Source organism: Halobellus litoreus, assembly GCF_024464595.1.
GTDB lineage: Archaea > Halobacteriota > Halobacteria > Halobacteriales > Haloferacaceae > Haloquadratum > Haloquadratum litoreum.
In genome coordinates this window covers 982,027-1,001,625 of sequence record NZ_JANHAW010000001.1, presented here as the reverse complement: position 1 = coordinate 1,001,625, position 19,599 = coordinate 982,027, and the positions used below count along the sequence as shown (strand labels likewise).

Below are 19,599 nucleotides of genomic sequence, written 5' to 3'. Positions count from 1 at the left end.
CGGAACAGGTAATAGCTGAGCGAGCGTCTGTGCGGTATGAATACGCCGCTCGAAGACATCGAATTCCTCGCACGTTCGGACCACCGCGTGAACGCGCTCGGTGCACTGAGCGTGGGGCCCCAGAAGCGGGGCGATCTTCGAGTAGCAACCGGGGCCTCGAACGCTACCGTCGGTCGCATTCTCTCCGAGTTCGAGACCCGAACCTGGGTGCACCGTGACGGGGATCAGTACGAGTTGACGTCACTCGGCGAGTTCATCGCCGACGGGTTCTTCGACCTGGTCGAGCGATTCGAAATCGAGCAGTCGATTCGTGGTGTCTGGCGGTGGTTCCCCACGCAACTCGGATTCACCCTCGAGATGTTCTCCGGAGTAACGGTTACCCGTCCGAACGAGAGCAACCCCTACTCTCCGAACAACCGCTACATCGAGCTCGTCGAAGCATCTACCACGCTCCGGGAGATGGGACGGGTCCCGCTCAAGCCGGAGAACGTCAGGGCGGTGTTCGAACAGGCTGTCGACGGAACAGCGGTTGAACTGGTATTCGACGAGGAGAGCCTGAGGTATATGTTGGGGAGAGAACCGGAGTTGGCGAACGAGGCACTCGCCAGTGGGAATCTCGTTCTTCTGACCCACGGCGACCTCCCGGGGGGACTGGCTCTCTTCGACGATTGCGTTGGGACGTGCTGTCGGGACTACGAGACCGGCATCTCGCGGGCCATTCTCGACACCGACGCGCCCGAGGCACTCGAACACGCACGGGTGGTTTTCGACGCGTATCGGCGAGACGCGGTCCCGTTCGAAGCGGAGGCGCTCACGGCGCGTTGAATACCGGCGACCACGCCGCAACAGTCACGTCTGGTACGCCTCGTTGAACAGCGCACTGTCGGCGTAGGACGTCCACCGGGTGTTTTTCCCGTTCCTGAAGTCGAAGACGTGCGCACCACGGAACTGTACGCGGTGATACACGAGTTTACAGCTGAACGGCACCTTCCTCCGAGGGCATTCGCCCGTGGGGTGGTCTGTACGCTCCAGTTTTCACGCGCCCGCGTTATGCTCACTCTCGAAGGAAGCCGGATCGGGCCCGATGTCGGCGTACTGGACGACCCTCCGCCCGAGGACCCGAACCCGCTCGGCGAGCCCCTCGTCGTCGAACGTCCCGTCCTCGTCGATGGCCCCGGAGGCGCGGGGGACCGCGACCTGGTGCGGGACGACCCAGGCGTCGAGGGCCCGACAGACCGAGCGCAGGTGTTCGAGCGCCGTCACGGGGAACGATCCCCCGGCGACCGCCAGCAGACCGACGGTCTTGCCCTCGAACTCGTCGAACCCGCAGTAGTCGAGCGCGTTCTTCACGACGTTCGAGTAGGATCCGTGGTACATCGGCGTCCCCAGAATGACAGCGTCGGCGGCTCGGAGTCGGACCCGGAGTTCGTGGCCATCGGCCTGATCGTCAACGTCGGGGTCGTACATCGGCAGATCGAACTGCCGGAGATCGACCAGTTCCCCACTTCCACCGGATTCCCGAACGCCGTCGAGGGCGTGGGAAAGCGCACGTCGAGTCCGGCTTGCCTCGCGTAAACTGCCACAGACGGCGACGACGTGTGGTCCGTCGGTCATAGGCTGACCTTCCGCTGGCGCGTATAAACGTTTGCCGCTGCGGTACGTCTCGACGGCCCGCGCTCAGGGATGGGAGACGGGGGCAGATTCGATGCCCACTGGAGTACCCCGCGCACCGAAACAGGAGAACGGTGCGTCGAGCGATACTGGAACTCACTGTACTGAACGGTTCAAGCAGCTGAAAAACGGGATTTCCGTGGTCTGAGATTCGCGTCCTGTCTCTCGCACGGCTATCGAGATCCGTCTCTGAACTGGTAGAACGAGTGCCCGTCAGCATACAAGCTCGCCCTGACGGGCGATTCGGCGTCACAGACGTGAATAGAAGCCATCGAACGGTTCTACGATGCGCTCCACCGTGCGGTACTCCCGGTTTCGTATTCGTCTCTGATCTCCCGACTCGTCTTCATTTTTCCGTCTCCGCTCGGAATCGTCCCGTTTAAGCGACTCCCCCGCCGTTTCACACCCAATGACGAACGAGGAACTTATCGCGGCGCTACGCGACGCCGACGCGGTCAAGTTCGGGGAGTTCGAGCTCTCTCACGGCGGCACCTCCGAGTACTACGTCGACAAGTACCTCTTCGAGACCGACCCGGGCTGCCTCCGTCTGATCGCCGAGGCGTTCGCGGAGAAGTTGGACGGCGAGAAACTCGCCGGCGTCGCGCTCGGGGCGGTCCCGCTCGTCGCCGTCACGAGCGTCGAAACCGACTCCCCGTACGTGATCGCTCGAAAGCAGGCCAAAGAGTACGGGACAGGGAACCGCATCGAGGGCCGCCTCGCCGAGGGCGAGAAAGTCGTCGTTCTCGAAGACATCGCGACGACCGGGAAGAGCGCGCTCGACGCTGTCGAGGCGCTTCGCGACGCCGGCGCGACGGTCGACCGGGTCCTCGTCGTCGTCGACCGTCAGGAGGGCGCGCGCGAGCGACTCGCCGACGCCGACGTCGAACTCGACGCGCTCGTGACTGCCGAGGACCTCCTCGAAGACGCGTCCTGATCGGCCGCTAGCGCTCACCTACCGCCGGGCGTTCGCTCTCTCCCCGACGTTCGCGTGCCGCCCGCTATTCGCCTTCCCCTGCGAGTGCCGTCGTCTCGCGCCCCGAACGTAATCCACGTTTGTGGTCTTTTTCGAAAGAATTCGTATCGATATATTCATACTTGCGAGAACTCGCACATCTACGTATGAACAGAGCGGAGAAAGCGGCCCTCCAGTTACAGTCGGTGGCGGTGCTGCGGATGCTCAAGGAGACTCGGACGTACGACGAACTCGCCGAACTCACTGGGCTCCCGGCAGGCGACCTCAACCGATACGTCAACGGCCACGTCCTCCCCGGCGCGGAGCGCGCGCACGACGTCGTCGACGGCGTCGGCCGCGACGCCTTGGCGACGGAACTGCGCGCCCGCGTGGAGTTCGACGACGGCGGGTACGTCGACAACTCCGGCGTCGTCTTCGATCAGTCCTTTCTCGACCTCGTCGCCCCCGTCGCCGCCAACGCGCTCGACTTCGAGCGCCCGGACGTCGTCCTGACGGCCGCGACCGACGGGATCACGCTGGGCGCGGCGATGGCGAGTTACTTCGACGCCCGCGTCGCGTACGCCAAGAAGTCGAAGGAGACGGCCGTCGAGGAGTTCATCGAGTCCCGACAGCGGCTCGCCTCCGGCATCGAACTGACGTACTACCTCCCCCGACGAGCGCTCTCGGGCGGTGAGAACGTCCTGATCGTCGACGACCTCATCCGGTCGGGCGAGACCCAGGAACTCCTGCTCGACATCACGACCCAGGCCGACGCCGACGTCGCCGGGGTCTTCACGCTCATCGCGGTCGGCGAGGAGGGCATCGACCGCGCCCGCGAACTCACGGACGCCCCGGTCGGCGCGCTCACGACGTTCGACGCCGAGTGAGCTTCGACGTCGAGTGGCTCGCCCGCCGTCTTTCGGCTCGATTCGGCCGGGACGGCGGGTGCTCGATGAAAACGCTTATCGAGTGGTTCCTAGTTATGCTCACACGTGCATTATGGGACTCGCTGAATCCGTCTCAGACTACTTCGGTGTGCAAGAACACGGATCATCGGTTCGGACAGAACTCCTCGCCGGACTGACCACGTTCCTCACGATGTCGTACATTATCGTGGTCAACCCCGCGATAATGACCGACAACCCGAACACGGATCTGGTGGAGGGAATCGTCATCGAGGGCTTCTCGACGGGCGAAATCCAGTCGATGCTCGCGATCGTCACGATCCTCGCGGCGGCGACCGCGACGTTCGTGATGGCCGTCTACGCGAACCGACCGTTCGCGCAGGCTCCCGGACTCGGACTCAACGCGTTCTTCGCGATCACCGTCGTCGGCGTGCTCGGCGTTCCCTGGCAGACCGCGCTCGCCGCCGTCGTCGTCGAGGGAATCATATTCATCATTCTCACGGCGATCGGCGCGCGCGAGTACGTGATCAACCTCTTTCCCGAACCGGTGAAGTTCGCGGTCGGGACCGGTATCGGCCTGTTTCTGGCATTGATCGGCCTGCAGGCGATGGGAATCGTCGTCGCGGACCCCGGAACGATGATCGGACTCGGGTCGATCGCGTCCGACCCCGTGGCGATCGTCTCGGTGATCGGGCTGTTCCTGACGCTCGCGCTCTACGCTCGCGGGGTCCCCGGGTCGATCATCATCGGCATCGTGGCGACGGCGGCCCTCGGGTGGGCCGTCACCGCGCTCGGTCCGGTCGCGTCCGACGCCGGACTGGTCGCCAGTTCGTCGTCTGCCACGTACGACATCACGCCGCTGGCGGGCGCGTTCGTCTCCGGCTTCGGCAACGTCGAGGCGTTCTCCTTCGCGCTCATCGTCTTCACGTTCTTCTTCGTGGACTTCTTCGACACCGCCGGAACGCTCGTCGGCGTCGGGCAGGCGGGCGACTTCCTCGACGAGAACGGCGATCTCCCCGACATCGACAAGCCGCTGATGGCCGACGCCGTCGGAACGACCGTCGGCGGGATGCTCGGCACCTCGACGGTGACGACGTTCATCGAATCCGCGACGGGCGTCGAAGAGGGCGGCCGAACCGGGCTCACGGCGTTCACCGTCGCCGCGCTGTTCGTCGGCTCGCTCGCGATCGTCCCACTCGTGACGTCCGTTCCGCAGTACGCCTCTCACATCGCACTCGTCGTCATCGGCGTCGTGATGATCCAGAACGTCGTCGACATCGACTGGGACGACCTGACGAACGTGATCCCCGCGGGATTGACGATTCTCGTGATGCCGTTCACGTACTCGATCGCCTACGGCATCGCCGCCGGCATCGCGTCCTACCCGATCGTCAAACTCGCCGCCGGCGAGCGCGAGGACGTTCGGATCGGCCACTGGGTGCTCGCGGCCGCGTTCGTCGTCTACTTCATCGTGCGGACCGGCGGCGTGCTCGCCGCGCAGCTCTGAGGACCGTCCGCTCCCGATACGCGCCGCCGTTTGCGTCGGTGCGGTGGGCGCTGCGGGGTTCCGGACCGCAAGAGATTCATTCGATACCGCCGGACCGACATATGTGAACCTGCCCGCGCCTTCCCGAGCGAACGCCGTTCGGCTCGTCGCCCTCCTGGTCGTGGTCTCTCTCCTCGCGCCGTCGGCCGTTTCAGCGCTGACGTACGATCCCGCCGACGAGACGAGCCTCGAACGCGGCACCATCACGAGCGCCGCGAACAACTCGACCGTCATCAGCGTCCAGGGGTTCACGTTCCGGGGTAACACGAACGCGAAGAAACCCGCACGGCTGGTCTCCGTCGACGAGCGAGGGAACCTGGAGTGGACCCACGACGACAACGTCGGCGGCAACGCCTGGTTCTTCGACGTCGACCCGATGCCGAACGGGAACCTGCTCGTCTCTTCGCCCCGCGCGGGCGACACAGTCCTGTTCGAGTTGGATCCCGACACCCAAGAGCGCGTCTGGCAGCAGCGGTTCAATATGACCGACACCCACGACGTCGCGTATCTCGGCGACGACCGCATCGCCATCGCGAATATGCGGCAGTGGAACGAGTCCGCGGGCAGAAGCGACGACCGAGTCGTCGTCTACAACCGCTCCTCCGAGGAGTTCACCTGGGAGTGGTACTTCCGGAACCACTACCCCGAGAGCACCGACGGCGGCTACAGCAGCGACTGGACGCACGTCAACGACGTCGATCAGATCGGCGAGGACCGCCTGCTGCTCTCGCCGCGCAACTTCGATCAGGCCATCGTCGTCGATATGGAGACCAAAGAGATCGTCGAGCGTCTCGGCAGCGACGACGACTACTCCGTGATGCGCGAACAGCACAACCCCGACTGGCTGGTGAGCGAGGAGGGGAACCCGACGATCCTCGTCGCCGACAGCGAGAACAACCGGGTCGTCGAGTACGCGAAGGAGGACGGCGAATGGGTCCGGACCTGGGAGGTCGGCTCGAACACGCTCACGTGGCCGCGGGACGCCGATCGGCTCCCCAACGGCAACACGCTCGTCACCGACACGCTCAACCACCGAGTGATGGAGATCACCCCCACCGGCGAGGTCGTCTGGGAGTACTACGCGACGTGGGGCCCCTACGACGCCGAACGGATGGGAACCGGCCCCGAGTCGTCGGGGCCGACGATCCGCGATATGAACGCCTCCGGGAGGTACCCGATCACCGGAAGCGCGAACCTCACCGCGGGCGGCAACGAGAGCGTCGGCTTCGACGGCCGAATCCGGGCCACGTTCGCCGACACGCCGATCGAGGGGCCGATGAACGAGTTCGCCACCCGCTGGGCGCACGTGACGCCGTGGCTCCGCCCCGTCTGGATGTCCGGGTGGGACTTCGCGTGGGCGATCGGAGCGGTCCTCGTCGGCGCCGTGTGGGCGAGCGGCGAACTGATCGCCGGCCGACGAACGATCCTCGCGGGCGGTCGCCGACTCGTCGCGGCTGTGCGCCGACGCGCCGATCGATGAGTCGGTCCCGCCCCCATCGTGCGTTTCCCGCGCACTCGACCGCGTGACTCTTTAGGACGCCACCGCTACTCGGACGCGATGTCAGATCTGGTTCTGTACGAACTCGAGGGCTGCCCGTACTGCGCGAAAGTGACGGACAAACTCCGCGAACTCGGGCTCGAATACGAGTCGGTGATGGTTCCCTCGGCCCACGGCGAACGCACGACGGTCGAAGAGATCAGCGGCCAGACCGGCGTTCCGGTTCTCGTCGACGAGGCCAACGGGATCGAAGGGATGGCCGAGAGCGACGACATCGTCGACTATCTCGAAGAGACGTACGGCGACGGAGCGAGCTGAAGCTCCCGACGAGAGCCCGGCGCTGTGTGGACGGCGGCGTTACGGTTTCCGGACTACGCGTTTCGCGGCCAGTAGAACGAGAGATTTCGCGATGCGACCCGCTTACGCCTCGGTCGGTTCCTGCGACCGGTCGCGGATCAGGTCGCGGATGTCGTCGGGGTCGTCGATGTCGGCGAGTTCCTCGCAACTGACGAGTGCGGTCCCCTCGACGGACTCGCGCTTCGATTGGTTCTCGGTGAAGTAGACCGACCGAGTCTGGGTGACCTCCCCGAGTGAGGACATAATCCGCGCGCGCTTTTCGGCGCTGCGCGTAAACGCGGAGTGTCCGGTGAGCATCGGCATGAAGTCCCGCCGGCGCTCGTCGTCCTCGCTGACCGCCTTGAACGGCGCGCGCGCGGTCGGGTGGACGGTGAACCCCGCCCGCGTCAGGACGTGGACGACGTGTTCGTCGTCGGATTCGGGGTCGGGATCGTCTGGCGTCGGCTCCGCGTCGCGGACCTCCTCGGCCCCGTCCATCACCTCGACCGGACTCGAGAACGGCTGGTCGAACATCTCTTCGAGTTGGATCGCCACCTCGATGCTGGCGTTCATCCCGTCCTCGTACTTCGAGACCGTCCGCCGCGAGACGCCGAGTTCCGTCGCCAACTGACCGAGACTCCACCCGCGTTCGCGTCGCTCGTCCGCCAGGAGGTCGCCGTCGATGTTGACGTACAGGCCGCCCGGGGCGGCGTAAATGAGCGGCGGTACGCCCTCGACGAACAACTCCATCGCCGTGTCGGGGTTGAACACCGGAACGCCGTGTCTGAAGTACACGACGCCCGGCTTCAGGTCCTCGTCGCGGGTCCGCAGTCCGACGACCATCGGCGTCGCGTCGAGGTAGGTGCCCAGCCGTCGCATCTCCTCGCCGGTCGTCCCGTCGAAGGCGTCGATGTTACCGAGTATCTTCAGGAGCACCAGGTCCTCGCCCCGCCTCGCGGCGACGTCGAAGCTCTTCGGTCGGATCGCACAGCGCTCGCTGACGAGGAACCCGGCGTCCTCCAGCATCGCCGTGACGTTTCCGACTAGCGCGGACCGAGACATAGGGGTATATAAGCGATTCAGCGCATATATACGTTGTGCCGTCCGTTCGCCAGTGGCACCGCTCAGTCGGGCGATTCGCTCGATCCGTCCCGAAAGTCGTTAGCCGCCGCGCCGACTACGACTCGCCGATGACGATCATCGGCCTCGACGACACCGACTCCCGCGAACGGGGGATGTGCACGACGTACCTCGCGACGCGACTCGCCGAGGCCGTCGCGGCCGATGGCGGCACGGTCGACCGCACGCTGTTGATCCGGCTCAATCCCGCGGTCGAACACAAGACCCGCGGCAACGCCGCGCTCGCGGTCCACACCGACGTCGATCCGGAGCGGGCGCTGGACCTCGCCGTCGCCGAACTGGAACCGCTCGCCGAGGTCGACGACCCGCGCACGAGTCCCGGGGTCGTCGTCGCCGACGACGATCCCGGGGCCGTGCCCGACGCCGTCGCCGCGTTCACCCGCCGCGCGATCCGGGACCTCCTCGAGCCGACCGAGGCGCTCGAACTCCTCGACGAGTCTGGCTACCGCCACCGCGGGTGGGCCGGCGGCCGGGGCCGAATCGGCGCGCTCGCCGCCGTCGGCGCGTATGCCGCCCTCGACGAGTGGACGTACGAGCACATCGCCTATCGCGAGTTCGATCGCTGTGGCACGGCTCGAAACGTCGAGGCGGCGTCCGTCTTCGAGGCCGCAGAGCGCGCCTATCCCGACGCGTGGGACACCGTCGACCGCGTCGAGGAGCAGGCCGTCTGCGTCCCCAACGCGCCGGGACCCATCCTCTACGGGATCCGCGGCGACGACGCCGGCGTCGTCGCGGACCTGGCCGGTCGGATCGAGAGCGAACCCGTCGAGCGGTCGGCGACGTTCCTGACGAATCAGGGGACGGACGGTCACCTGCGCGACGGCGGGGTGGGCGATCTGCGCGACGGCCGCGCCTACCGCGTGGACGGCACCGTCGCGAGCGACCCGGAGACGCGCCGCGGCGGCCACGTCTTCTTCGAGCTACGCGGGCCGGACGGCGGCGGCGCTCGGATCGACTGCGCCGCCTTCGAGCCGACGAAGCGCTTTCGCGACCACGTCCGCTCGCTCCGCGTCGGCGACGACCTCACCGTCTGCGGCGAGGTCGGGGACGGCACGCTCAAACTGGAGAAGTTCGCCGTCCGGTCGCTCCGACGGACCGAGCAGACGAATCCTACCTGTCCGGCGTGCGGCCGGTCGATGGCGAGCGCCGGTCGGGGGCAGGGCTATCGCTGTCGCGACTGCGGGACTGCGGCCCCCACGGCCGACACCGTCGACCTCGACCGCGACCTCGAACGCGGCTGGTACGAGGTGCCGCCGTGCGCCCGCCGACACATCGCGAAGCCGCTGATCCGCGGCGGCTTCGACGCGCCGATCCACCCCGAACGCTGAACGCGGGCCGGGGGGATCGCGTCTGCGAGAGATCCCTCGGCCCGATCACTCCTCGACCACTAGGATCTCCGTGTTCTCCCGGCGGTCGACGTACTGACTCCCCGACGGCGGTTTCACGTCGACGACGAGCGTTCCGGTCTCCTGGTTCGCCCGCGTGTCGGTCTCGACGGTGACGCTCGCGACGCCGCTCGCGTCCGATTTTGCCGTCACCACGCCCTCCATCTCGGCGCTGCCGTCCTTGACGATCACCGTCGCGCCCTCGACGCCGTCGCCGTCGTCGTCGACCACGACGAGTTCGAGTTCCTGCTCGCCGGGCTCGACGACGTCCGGCGTCGGTCGGACGTCGAGTTCGGAGACGGCGAGCCCCTGCACTCCAGACAGCATATTCAGCATCACGCTCATCGTGGCGACGCCCACGACGAGAGCGATCACTAGTCTGATCGGCAGTCCTTCGATAGCGCGGTCGTCCCCGGCGAACCGTCGGAGTTCGTCGAACATACCGCCCGTGGTCCCGTCTCCGTATATAAACGCTCGCACGGGGGTTCAAGTCGGTGGACGGGACCACTCCCGCCGATGCACACCGAAGTCCTCGGTCGGTCTGCCGACGACGGACCTACCGACGCTGACTCGACTGCAGACGCGGCGTCGTTCGCCGGCACGTTCGGCCACCACCGCGCCCGCGACGGGAGTCGCGGCGCGCCCGTCGCGGTCGATTTCGACCGCCCGCACGCCGCGCTCGTGGTCGGAAAGCGCGGATACGGGAAGTCCTATACCCTCGGCGTCCTGATCGAGGCGGCCGCGCGGACGCCCGGCGTCGCCCCCGTCGTCGTCGATCCGATGGGCGTCTTCCGCGGGCTCGCCGCGGAGGCGACGGGCGACCCGGTTCCGGCGCGGGTGATCGAGGAGCCGACAATCCGCGCCGACGCCGTCTCGCCGGCGGAGTGGCCCGCGCTCGTCGGTACCGATCCGGACGGGCCCGCCGGCGCGCTCGTCTGGCACGCCGCGGGTGCGGCGGCAACGCTCGACGGGATGCGCGAGGTCGTCGCCGACGCCGACGCCGGCGACGACGTCCGGCGGGCGGCGGCCAACCGTCTCCGACGCGCCGCTTCCTGGGGGGTCTTCGACCCCGCGGGCCTCGACGCGCGGGCGCTCGCCGACGACGCGGCGACCGTCCTCGACTGTTCCCGCCTCGACGACGCGCCGTCGAACGCCGTCGCCGCGGGCGTCGCGGCCGCGCTGTACGACGGCCGCCTCGGTCGCTCGGCCACCGGCGGCGACGCGCCAATCGAACGCCTGCCCTGGCTCTTTCTCGACGAGGCGCACGTCTTCTTCGAGGGCGTCGCCAGCGGACCGCTCCGGGCGATTCTCACCCGTGGGCGCGCTCCCGGCGTCTCGCTCGTCACCGCCACGCAGCGCCCGAGCGCCCTCCCCGCGGTCGCCGTCTCCCAGTCGGACCTCCGCGTCGTCCATCGGCTGACCGCCGGCTCCGACGTCCGCGCGCTCGCCGCCGCCGACCCGGCCTACGTCGACGACGACATCGCGGACGCGATGCCGACGGCCCCCGGCGAAGCGCTCGTCGTCGACGACACCGCCGAGGCGACCCGGACGGTCGCCGTTCGGGCCCGAGACACGCCGCACGGCGGAGCCAGTTCCCGAGCGTCGGCCGCGGCGCGCGCCATCGAAACTGATGAGTGACCGCCCGCGGGAGTGTCGTCGATGGCTGATCGACTCGTCCCCGTGCTCGTCGCGCTCGGGGGATTTCTCGGTGCCACCGCGCGGCATCTGCTCGGGACCGTCGTCGCCGGTCCCGGCGGGACGCTTCTCGCTAACGTGGTCGGGAGTTTCGCGCTGGCGCTCGCGGTCGGCGTCGTTCGGTCGACGCGGCTCCGGTTCTTCCTGATGACCGGGCTCCTCTCGTCCTTCACGACCTACAGCACGTTCGCCGTCGAGACGGCGTCGCTCGGACCGGCGCTCGGCGCCGTCAACGTGGCCGCGACGTACGCACTCGGGTTCGCCGCGGCTGTCCTCGGACTGGTGGCCGGGAGGCGGTGGGTATGACGGCTGGCACCCTTGAGCTTCTCACTGCGCCTCCCACGGCCCTGCTCGTCGGTCTCGGCGGCGCGCTCGGCGCGCTCGCTCGCTACGCGGTCGACGTGACGCTCGGCGGCGGTCGACGGAGCACGTTCGCCGTCAACGTCCTCGGTAGCTTCGCCCTCGGTGCGCTCGTGGCGTCGTCGCCCGCGGACGCGACGCTCGCGGTCGCCGGGACGGGATTCTGCGGCGCGTTCACGACGTTCTCGTCGTTCGCCGTCAACGTCGTCCGTGCGATCGATGCGGGCGACTCCCGACTCGCCGTCGTCGACGCCGCTGGCACGCTGGTGTCCGCGCTCCTAGGCGTCGGGGTAGGGTGGGCGACGGTCGGAATCCTCTGAGACACGCAAGAACGACGGCGACGAGACACCTCGCTGATGGTCGAAAATCAAAGCGCCCGAGGCGGGATTTGAACCTCACTCGTTCCGCTTTCGCTCCACTCGCTGGTTCAAATCCCGCGTTCGTCGCACACCGATTTCACGAGTAAGTCCCGGAGACGAGACTCCGCGACGCGTGAAATCGAAGAAGCGCCCGAGGCGGGATTTGAACCCGCGTCACGACCGTGACAGGGTCGTATGATGGGCCACTACACCACCCGGGCACACATCGGAGCAAAACACAAGCGCCCGAGGCGGGATTTGAACCCGCGTCACGACCGTGACAGGGTCGTATGATGGGCCACTACACCACCCGGGCTTGCTCCACTTCTTCGTTGCCCGGTAGTCTAATTAAGACTTATCATCTGACGGCGGCGTGGGAGCGGTCACCGAAGACGCGTCGGGCGGCGTCGCGAACCGCCGATGCTGTGAGTCCTGTGACGTCGCACCGGCCGACGCGTGGGGACCAGTCGAGCCGACGAGAGAACGGATTCCGATGACGCCGACGCTGTTCGGACAGCGACGGAGAGAAGATCGGCCGAAGATGTCGACTCGGGACCTGACGGCGTTCGAGGGATCGATCAGTCGTCCGCGGGGGCGGCGGCCGCCGCTTCCGCGGCCTCCTTCTCCTCTTTCTCCTCTTTTTCTTTCTTGTTCTTGATCTTCTTCAGGCGGAAGATCTCCTCGCGTTCCTGCTCTTCGAGCTTCTGCTCGATGTACTCCTTGTTCTCGTTGAGTTCGGGGAGCAGCTTGAACTCCAGGGCGTTGACCCGCCGCTTGGTCGTCTCGATCTCCTTGAGCATCTTCTTCATCGCCGTTTCGACCTCCGCGGCGAGGATGATCGTCTCGAGGAGTTCCTCGTAGGCGTCGGCGGCCTCGTCGATCCGCGCCGAGGAGCCGAGCAGCCCGTACCCGCGCTGATCGAGACTCTTCTTGACGCGCGAGGACTCGATCTGCGGGACCACGACGCCCATAATGTTCTTCGACTGGGTGGTGATCTCCGGGTGCTCTTTGAGCGCCGCGGCGGCCCCGCGGACGGCGACGTCGCCCTCCATCGCCCGCGCCATATTGATCTTCTGCTGGGCGGTCTCGTAGTTCTCGTCGAGCTCCGAGCGGACGTCCTGGGCCTGATCCAGAATGTCCATAAACTCCATAATGAGGCCGTCGCGCTTCTGTTCGAGCGTGTCGTGACCCCGTTCGGAGAGTTCGATGCGATCCTCGATCGCCATCAGGTTCTTGCGGGTCGGTTTGACGTCTTTGGCCATCTTGTAGGTGGCTAGTGAACCGAGCCTGTTAACCTTTTACTGTTTACTCACGAGCGGGGCGAGACCGGCGTTCTCCGCCCGGTCCATCCACGTCACGATCGCCACGTGCGGTAGCGTCAGCACGGAAATGAACACCAGATACAGCGCCGCGGCCGCCTGGAGGTCCGCCTGCGTCCCGACCGCGACGTCCCCGACGACCGCGATGCCGACGAGCAACAAGACGGAGACGACCGTCAACGGGAGCGCGTCGCGTCCCGTCCGCAACAGCGCCGGGACGGTGCCGCGTTCGCGGAATGCCGCCCTCGACGCCGGATCGACCGCGATCAGCCTGGCGATGTGCCGCAGCGAGTGCCACACGCAGAAGTACACGCCGATAGCGAAAAGCGGCGGCACGAGGAGGAAGTACCCCCACAGCAGGACCGTCTCGCCGGCGTCGAGCAGCCAGACGCGGCCGCCGTCGCGTCGTCGTCCCGCGAGCAGCGTTCCGATCGTAAGCAGCGCGAACCCGCCGCCGAGCGCAATCCGGACCGTCGGTGACGCGATCCACGCGGCGTCGAACTCGGAGCCGAACAGCGCCACCCACGCGCCGACGACGGCCCGGTACTCCTTGGGATGGCCGAGGAGCGGCACCAGCATCGGGAGCCCACCGCGGACCAGTAACGTCCCGACCCGGACGCCGCGACCGTCGAGGTGGCGCGCGCCGAGCGCGTCGAGCGCGTAGACGTCGCCCTGTCCCCAGTGGAACCAGGTCAGTGCCACGAACAGCGCGGCCGACGCGACCGGGAGGAGCCACCACAGGAACCCGTACGCGCTCCCGAGGACGAGATACAGCACCCCGACCGCGAGGAGCCACGTCACCGTGGGGCGGTGGCCGGCAGCTCGCGCCGGGGCCAGGTGGTCGACCGCACCGTGCGGGAGCCCGAAGAGCGCGAGACTCACCGCCAGCGGTCCGTAGCGGAGCCACGTCGGCAGCGTCGGGGACGCCGTGAACGCGGCCGCGACGCCCCAGGCGAGAGCGACCCCACCGACGACCAGCCAAGCCGGGCGGACGCCGACCGCTCGCATCACCGAACCGACGGACGTACCGCGGTCCCTCCGCGCCCCGACGAGCCGCGTCGACGTCGGCCCGTCCGCTGCGTATCCCGCCGGTTCGTCCTCGTAGCCGGCCGAGTTGTCCTCGTAGCCTGTCGAATCGCCCTCGTGTCCTGTCGGTTCGTTCATCGACCTACCCGCTGTGCTCGACCGCCGGATCGGGGTGATCCGCCGACCCGCGGGCGGTCGACGCGTCGCCGCCCCAGCGGGCCATCACCAGCCGGTAGAGGACGAGCCCCTGAACGACGAAGAGGTTCGTCACGAGGAAGAACGTCGCCTCCTCTACCGGGAGTCCCGCGACGGTGATCCCGGTCGTGTACTGTCCGGAGAGCACCCAGATCCCGTACTCGATCGCGATTCGATCCACGACACACAGGTACAGCGTCGGGAGCAGCGTTCCGAGCGCGACCGTCTTGCGGCGCGCCCAGAGCTGCGGTGCGCCCACGGCCCACTGCAGCGCCAGCACCGGGGCGGCCCACGCGAGGATCGCGCCGAGGTAGAAGCCCTCGTCGACCCCGAGCAGCTGCCATCCGCCGACCCCGACCGCCGCCGCGACCAGCAGGGCCCCCGCCCGCCACGCGACCGGTCTCGAAGACCGGGGCCACGCCGTCCTGAAGTCGAGATGCGACAGCCACAGCGCCGTGATCCAGGGCTGGACGAGGATGAACAGGTACTCTTCGATCGGCGCGTGCCCCAGCGTCAGAAGCGTCGTTCCGTTGCCGTACCACCACACCCCCCGGGCGATGAGGTAGTTGTCCCACGGCGTCGTGTACGCGAGCGCGACGACGGTGATGATGACGACTCCCGCCCAGTAGTGCCGCCAGCCGCTTCCGAGCACCTCCCGGCTCCCCGTGATCCGCGTCCGACTCACGAAGCCCGTCGCAACCAGAAAGAGCACGGCGGGAACCAGGAACGCGAGGTGAAATTGTAGGTAGGTGAATTGCGTTGTCATCGGTGGTCTCCGCGGCTTCGGCTCGGGTCGTGGGACCGACGTGGAAACGACGGGTCGGCGACGGTCGCCCCCGACGACCCGAGCCGGTTCCCACCAGACAGTGTTGCGTCCCGGTCGATGGGGCGGCGGTTCCGATCAGTCGGTCGGTTCCGGGTGGACGATCCCCGTCAGTCGGCCGGTTCGGGATCGGGGCTCACCGATCCGGCTGCGTCGAGCACTTCGCGGCTCGACAGCAGGATGATACCGAATCCGACCTTGGCAACCAGGTCCAGCACCATAAATCCGGCCGTCTCGACGTACAGCGGGAGCAGCTGTAGCCCCTCTGTGCCGACGATCCACCAGACGGGGTAGATCAGCCAGACGACGACGATCAGCGTCCGGAGCGTACTGAACGTCGAGGCGGCAGAGCCGGACAGCTCCTTCGCTTTCTCGTCGAGGGAGCCGTACAGCATATACAGCAGGACGAGCAGGAAGCCGGTCGAGACGCCCCACCAGACCAGCCGTCGCGCGCCTTCCGTGAGTGCGCCGGGACCGGCCGAGAGCGTGGCAACCGCGCCCGTCCCGATCATCAGCATATCCAGGCCGACCAGCGACGACAGTTCGTTTCGGTTCGCCCCGACGAGGAGGCCGAGGTCGATGAGCAGAAGCGGCGTCGTGAAGAACCAGTCCGTGTACCTGGCCCAGTAGATCGGTAGCTCCTCGCCACCGACCTGGATAATTGTCAGCCCGAATCCGAGCGCCATCGCGAGATAGTTGACGAACGCGATGGCGGTGATGAATATCGTGACGATGTAGAACTCCTGTCGGCGTCTGTTCGTTTCGCCCCAGCCCCGGGCGATGAAGTACAGCATCCCCAGGAACATTCCGAGCGTGCCGATCCAGAGCCATATTCCTTCGCTACCAGGTTGTGGCATAGTACGGTAGAGAGTACGAAAGGAATCGTAGTAAGCAACGTACACAACTAGTTAGGCTCGCGACTCGGTCTTGCGATTCCGCTCCGCCTAGCGATCGAGCACCGCCGCCGCGAGTTTCCGCTGGGCCGCACGGAGGTGTTGGTGGAACGTCGACCGGCAGACGCCCATCGACTCGGCGATTTCCTCGCCGTCCGTCTCGTGGGGCCATTCGAAGTACCCCGCCGTGTGCGCACGGTTCAGCGCCGCTAGCTGCCGTTCTGTCAGTTTCGACTCCAGTTCGGCGACGAACTCCCGGCGGGTCTCGTTACGTCGCTCACACCGCCTGTAGCCGGCGAGTTCGGCGTTTTCGAATCGATTCATCGCTGCGTCGGCCAGCGACTGTGCGAGCGCCTCGCGTCTGACTTCGACGGTCACGTGCGCGGCCTCCGCGTCGATCTGCCACTCGCGTAGCTCCCCGCTGTGGTCCCGCAGCAGATCGCGTAGCGACCCGTCGCCGATAGAGAGCTCGATGACCGGCGCGGCCGTTTCGTCAGCGAAGACACCGTGGACAGTCACGTCCGTCGTGTCCGCGGTTTCGCCGATCACGTCCGCATCGAGATCGGCGGCGTCACGGACCTCGAACAGGAACGACGGTTCTTGGCGGTCGCCGACGCTCCCGACGAACTGGAGCCGACCTCCCAGTGCCGCGGCCAGTTCCACCAACGGATGCGCCCCGAGCGTGAACCGGAATTCGACGATCTCCTCGCCCTGTAAGGTCCGCTGGCTCTCGATGGCGTTGATACCGACCGCGACCGTCCGTCCGAGAGCCGTGAGCACGGCGCGCTCGTGGCTGTGGAACTCCGCGTTCCGAACGTACACGGCAATCGCTCCGTACGTGGCTTCGCCACGGTGTAACGGCACCCCAGCGACCGCCGTCGACGCCGTCGACGCGTCGGACTCGATCGGTTCGATGTGGACGTATCGATCCTCGAGCGCTTCGGTGACCGCCGTCTCGACGGCTCGCATACCGACTCCCCGCTCGACGGTCTGGCCGTCGCCCGGTTCGTCTGGCTTCCCTTCGTCAGCGGGGTCGCGCTCGATAGCCGCTCCAACGAGGGGCTGACGGTCCTCGCCCGGCCGCGTCGGCACCCCTTCGGCGACCTGCGGGACGACCGTCTCGGCGGCGGGGTCGTACCGACCGATCCACGCGCCGACGAACGTGTCCGCTATGCTCCGAACCACCCCGCGTTCGAGCGCCGGCCGCGACGAGGCGCTCGTTACGGCCTCGGTGACGTCGGCGACGACGCCGTCGAGTCGGTCGAGCAACCGCTCTTGGGCGATCCGTTCCCGCTCGATCCGCGACGCCCGCTCCGAGGCCGCCCGCTCGGCCCGCTTGCGACGCGTGACGTCCTGCTGGAAGCCGACGTAGTAGGCGACGCCGCCGGATTCGTCCTGCAACGGCGCGAGCGTCACCTCGTTCCAGAACACCTCGCCGCTCCGACGGTAGTTCCGGACCTCGACGGTCGTGGCCGTTCCCTCCTCGATAGCGGTGCGCATCTTCCTGACGGGTTTCTCGCGGGTGGCTTCGCCCTGGAGGAATCGACAGTTCCGGCCGACCGCGTACGCCGCCGGATACCCGGTGATTCGCTCGAAGGCGGCGTTCGCGTAGATCAGCGGCATGTCCGGCTTCGTGGCGTCCGCGATGGTGATTCCCACCGGCGCTTCGTCCATTGTGCGCGTCTTCAGCGACTCGTCGACGCCGTCGGCGCTCGCCGAACCCGCGGTTTCGGCGCCGTCTCGCTTCTCCCGCGTCGTCACCGGCCCCGCTCGGACAGCCGGGTCTTCCCCCCGTGCCATACGTACACAAGCGGCCGAAGAACCAAAACACGTGTGGCCGCTGTCAGGAGATCCTCGGGACAGTTGCTAGATTTCGCCGTCACCCGGCGGTGCCGGGGAGCGCGGCGAGGCCCGCGCCGGAACCTCGACCCGGCCGAAGACGAGCACTCTCAATCCGGAGTGACGTTCCCGCGTGGGGACCGTTCACACCGAGCCGGCCGCGTACGGGAGTCACGCGACGCTGCGCGTTCGATTCCGAAAAAGTCGCCGTCGAATCGGCCGTTCAGTCGGCCGTCGCTTCCGTCTCGGTCTCGTCGGCGTCGGCGGAGACGTCCTCGCGGTAGTACTTCTCGATGAACTCTTCGTCGACGCGGTTGAGCTCCTCCGTCGGCAGCATCGAGAGGAGGTCCCAGCCGATGTCGAGGGTCTCCTCCAACCCTCGGTTCGTGTCGAAGCCCTGGTCGATGAACTCCTCCTCGAACCGGTCGGCGAAGTCGAGATACTTGTTGTCGCGCTCCGACAGCGCCTCGCGACCGACGATGTTCACGAGGTCACGCAGGTCTTCGCCCTCCGCGTACGCCGCGTACATCTGGTCGGAGACGTCGGCGTGGTCCTCGCGGGTGAGGCCCTCACCGATACCGTCGTCCATCAGCCGTGAGAGGCTGGGAAGGACGTTCACCGGGGGCTGCAGCCCCTGACTGTTGAGGTCGGGGTCGACGTAGATCTGCCCCTCCGTGATGTACCCGGTCAGGTCCGGAATCGGATGCGTGTCGTCGTCGCCGGGCATCGTGAGGATCGGAATCTGCGTGACCGACCCCTCGCGGCCCTCGATCCGGCCGGCGCGCTCGTAGAGCTGCGCCAGGTCGGTGTACATGTATCCGGGGTACCCACGTCGTCCCGGGACCTCCTCGCGGGCGGCACCGATCTCGCGGAGCGCCTCGCAGTAGTTGGTCATGTCCGTCAGGATGACGAGGACGTGGTAGTCCTTCTCGAAGGCGAGGTACTCGGCGGTCGTCAGCACCATCCGCGGCGTGACCGTCCGCTCGACGGCGGGGTCGTCCGCGAGGTTCATGAAGACGACGGAGCGTTCAAGCGCGCCGGTGCGCTCGAAGTCCTGCATAAACTCGTTCGCCTCCTCGGCGGTGATTCCCATCGCGCCGAAGATGACGGCGAACTCGGAGCCTTCGTCGCCCTCGCCCTCTTCCTCTTCCGGAACGGACGCCTGCCGGGCGATCTGCATCGCCAGTTCGCTGTGCGGCTGTCCCGAACTCGAGAAGATCGGGAGCTTCTGGCCGCGGACGAGCGTGTTCATCCCGTCGATGGCCGATACCCCGGTCTCGATGAACTCCTCGGGGTACTCCCGGGAGTAGGGGTTGATCGCCGCGCCGACGATGTCCTGTCGCTCCTCGGGGACGATGTCCGGGCCGCCGTCGATCGGGCGGCCGGAGCCGTCGAGCACCCGCCCGAGCAGATCCTCGGTGACGGGCATCTTCATCGTCTCGCCGAGGAAACGGACTGATGCGTTCTTGTCGATGCCGCTGGTGCCCTCGAACACCTGGATGGCGACGACGCCCTCCGAGGATTCGAGCACCTGGCCGCGCAGCGTCTCGCCCTGTGCCGTCTCGATCTCGACGATTTCGTCGTAGCCGATGGCCTCGTCGACCTCGGCGAACACCAGCGGACCGCTGATCTCGGTGATGGTTTGGTACTCTTTCAT

General features: G+C 67.1%; 20 protein-coding genes and 2 tRNA genes. 10 read left to right on the top strand and 12 right to left on the bottom strand.

All coding sequences use genetic code 11. The features are described 5' to 3' along the window. Positions 1-36: 36 nt before the first annotated feature. Positions 37-825 carry a helix-turn-helix transcriptional regulator gene (locus NO360_RS05140; RefSeq protein WP_256306463.1) on the top strand — a complete coding sequence of 263 codons (789 nt, stop codon included), beginning with the start codon at positions 37-39 and terminating at the stop codon, positions 823-825. A 24-nt stretch (positions 826-849) separates the two neighbouring features. On the opposite strand, the gene NO360_RS05135 is transcribed toward NO360_RS05140, so the two are convergent. Together NO360_RS05135 and NO360_RS05130 are read right to left on the bottom strand one after the other, a co-directional pair. Further along, positions 850-987 carry a nuclear transport factor 2-like protein gene (locus NO360_RS05135; protein ID WP_256306461.1) on the bottom strand — a complete coding sequence of 46 codons (138 nt, stop codon included), beginning with the start codon at positions 985-987 and terminating at the stop codon, positions 850-852. 48 nt (positions 988-1,035) lie between these two features. Further along, on the bottom strand, positions 1,036-1,614 hold the full coding sequence (locus NO360_RS05130; protein WP_256306460.1) for an NADPH-dependent FMN reductase: 579 nt from the start codon (positions 1,612-1,614) through the stop codon (positions 1,036-1,038). A gap of 466 nt (positions 1,615-2,080) precedes the next feature. Here NO360_RS05130 and pyrE point away from each other — a divergent pair, with 466 nt between their 5' ends. The 5 genes from pyrE (at position 2,081) to NO360_RS05105 (ending at position 6,890) form a co-directional block, all read left to right on the top strand. Next, positions 2,081-2,605 (top strand): orotate phosphoribosyltransferase, encoded by a 525-nt coding sequence (gene pyrE / locus NO360_RS05125; protein WP_256306459.1) that lies wholly within the window; start codon positions 2,081-2,083, stop codon positions 2,603-2,605. A 185-nt stretch (positions 2,606-2,790) separates the two neighbouring features. After that, positions 2,791-3,510, top strand: a complete 720-nt coding sequence (locus tag NO360_RS05120; RefSeq protein ID WP_256306458.1) for a phosphoribosyltransferase family protein — start codon at positions 2,791-2,793, stop codon at positions 3,508-3,510. Positions 3,511-3,622: 112 nt separating this feature from the next. Beyond that, a complete protein-coding gene (locus NO360_RS05115) occupies positions 3,623-5,035 on the top strand; it encodes an NCS2 family permease (protein ID WP_256306457.1) in 1,413 nt (470 codons plus the stop codon). Positions 5,036-5,144: 109 nt separating this feature from the next. Next, complete coding sequence (locus tag NO360_RS05110; RefSeq protein WP_256307101.1) at positions 5,145-6,554, top strand: aryl-sulfate sulfotransferase; 1,410 nt, start codon at positions 5,145-5,147, stop codon at positions 6,552-6,554. A gap of 78 nt (positions 6,555-6,632) precedes the next feature. Beyond that, entirely contained in the window at positions 6,633-6,890 is a 258-nt protein-coding gene (locus tag NO360_RS05105; RefSeq protein ID WP_256306456.1) for a glutathione S-transferase N-terminal domain-containing protein, read from the top strand. Positions 6,891-6,992: 102 nt separating this feature from the next. Here NO360_RS05105 and NO360_RS05100 read toward each other — a convergent pair whose 3' ends face one another. Next, complete coding sequence (locus tag NO360_RS05100; RefSeq protein ID WP_256306455.1) at positions 6,993-7,970, bottom strand: transcriptional regulator; 978 nt, start codon at positions 7,968-7,970, stop codon at positions 6,993-6,995. A gap of 128 nt (positions 7,971-8,098) precedes the next feature. On the opposite strand from NO360_RS05100, the gene NO360_RS05095 reads away from it, so the two are divergent. Continuing rightward, the gene (locus NO360_RS05095) at positions 8,099-9,376 is read left to right on the top strand and encodes a tRNA(Ile)(2)-agmatinylcytidine synthase (RefSeq protein WP_256306454.1); all 1,278 of its coding nucleotides are present in this window, start codon (positions 8,099-8,101) and stop codon (positions 9,374-9,376) included. A 45-nt stretch (positions 9,377-9,421) separates the two neighbouring features. Here NO360_RS05095 and NO360_RS05090 read toward each other — a convergent pair whose 3' ends face one another. Continuing rightward, entirely contained in the window at positions 9,422-9,874 is a 453-nt protein-coding gene (locus tag NO360_RS05090) for a DUF7382 domain-containing protein (RefSeq protein ID WP_256306452.1), read from the bottom strand. A gap of 75 nt (positions 9,875-9,949) precedes the next feature. On the opposite strand from NO360_RS05090, the gene NO360_RS05085 reads away from it, so the two are divergent. Genes NO360_RS05085 through NO360_RS05075 form a run of 3 tightly spaced genes read left to right on the top strand, consistent with a single transcriptional unit; the run spans position 9,950 to position 11,808 of the window. Beyond that, entirely contained in the window at positions 9,950-11,071 is a 1,122-nt protein-coding gene (locus NO360_RS05085) for an ATP-binding protein (protein WP_256306451.1), read from the top strand. 21 nt (positions 11,072-11,092) lie between these two features. Beyond that, a complete protein-coding gene (locus NO360_RS05080; protein WP_256306450.1) occupies positions 11,093-11,434 on the top strand; it encodes a fluoride efflux transporter FluC in 342 nt (113 codons plus the stop codon). Continuing rightward, a complete protein-coding gene (locus NO360_RS05075) occupies positions 11,431-11,808 on the top strand; it encodes a fluoride efflux transporter FluC (RefSeq protein ID WP_256306449.1) in 378 nt (125 codons plus the stop codon). Before NO360_RS05080 ends, NO360_RS05075 begins: the two co-directional genes overlap by 4 nt. Before the next feature lie 187 nt (positions 11,809-11,995). On the opposite strand, the gene NO360_RS05070 is transcribed toward NO360_RS05075, so the two are convergent. The 8 genes from NO360_RS05070 to NO360_RS05035 form a co-directional block, all read right to left on the bottom strand. Beyond that, positions 11,996-12,068 (bottom strand) — tRNA-Asp (locus NO360_RS05070). Positions 12,069-12,090: 22 nt separating this feature from the next. Then, positions 12,091-12,163: transfer RNA gene (locus NO360_RS05065), tRNA-Asp, on the bottom strand. 262 nt (positions 12,164-12,425) lie between these two features. Beyond that, positions 12,426-13,109 (bottom strand): V-type ATP synthase subunit D, encoded by a 684-nt coding sequence (locus NO360_RS05060; protein ID WP_256306448.1) that lies wholly within the window; start codon positions 13,107-13,109, stop codon positions 12,426-12,428. A 36-nt stretch (positions 13,110-13,145) separates the two neighbouring features. Continuing rightward, positions 13,146-14,330, bottom strand: a complete 1,185-nt coding sequence (locus NO360_RS05055) for a Brp/Blh family beta-carotene 15,15'-dioxygenase (protein WP_256306447.1) — start codon at positions 14,328-14,330, stop codon at positions 13,146-13,148. A 4-nt stretch (positions 14,331-14,334) separates the two neighbouring features. Then, positions 14,335-15,153 carry a lycopene cyclase domain-containing protein gene (locus NO360_RS05050; RefSeq protein WP_256306446.1) on the bottom strand — a complete coding sequence of 273 codons (819 nt, stop codon included), beginning with the start codon at positions 15,151-15,153 and terminating at the stop codon, positions 14,335-14,337. A 167-nt stretch (positions 15,154-15,320) separates the two neighbouring features. Continuing rightward, entirely contained in the window at positions 15,321-16,067 is a 747-nt protein-coding gene (locus tag NO360_RS05045; RefSeq protein WP_256306445.1) for a bacteriorhodopsin, read from the bottom strand. An 87-nt stretch (positions 16,068-16,154) separates the two neighbouring features. Continuing rightward, entirely contained in the window at positions 16,155-17,903 is a 1,749-nt protein-coding gene (locus NO360_RS05040) for a PAS domain-containing protein (RefSeq protein ID WP_256306444.1), read from the bottom strand. Positions 17,904-18,165: 262 nt separating this feature from the next. Then, the gene (locus NO360_RS05035; RefSeq protein WP_256306443.1) at positions 18,166-19,599 is read right to left on the bottom strand and encodes an ATP synthase subunit B; all 1,434 of its coding nucleotides are present in this window, start codon (positions 19,597-19,599) and stop codon (positions 18,166-18,168) included.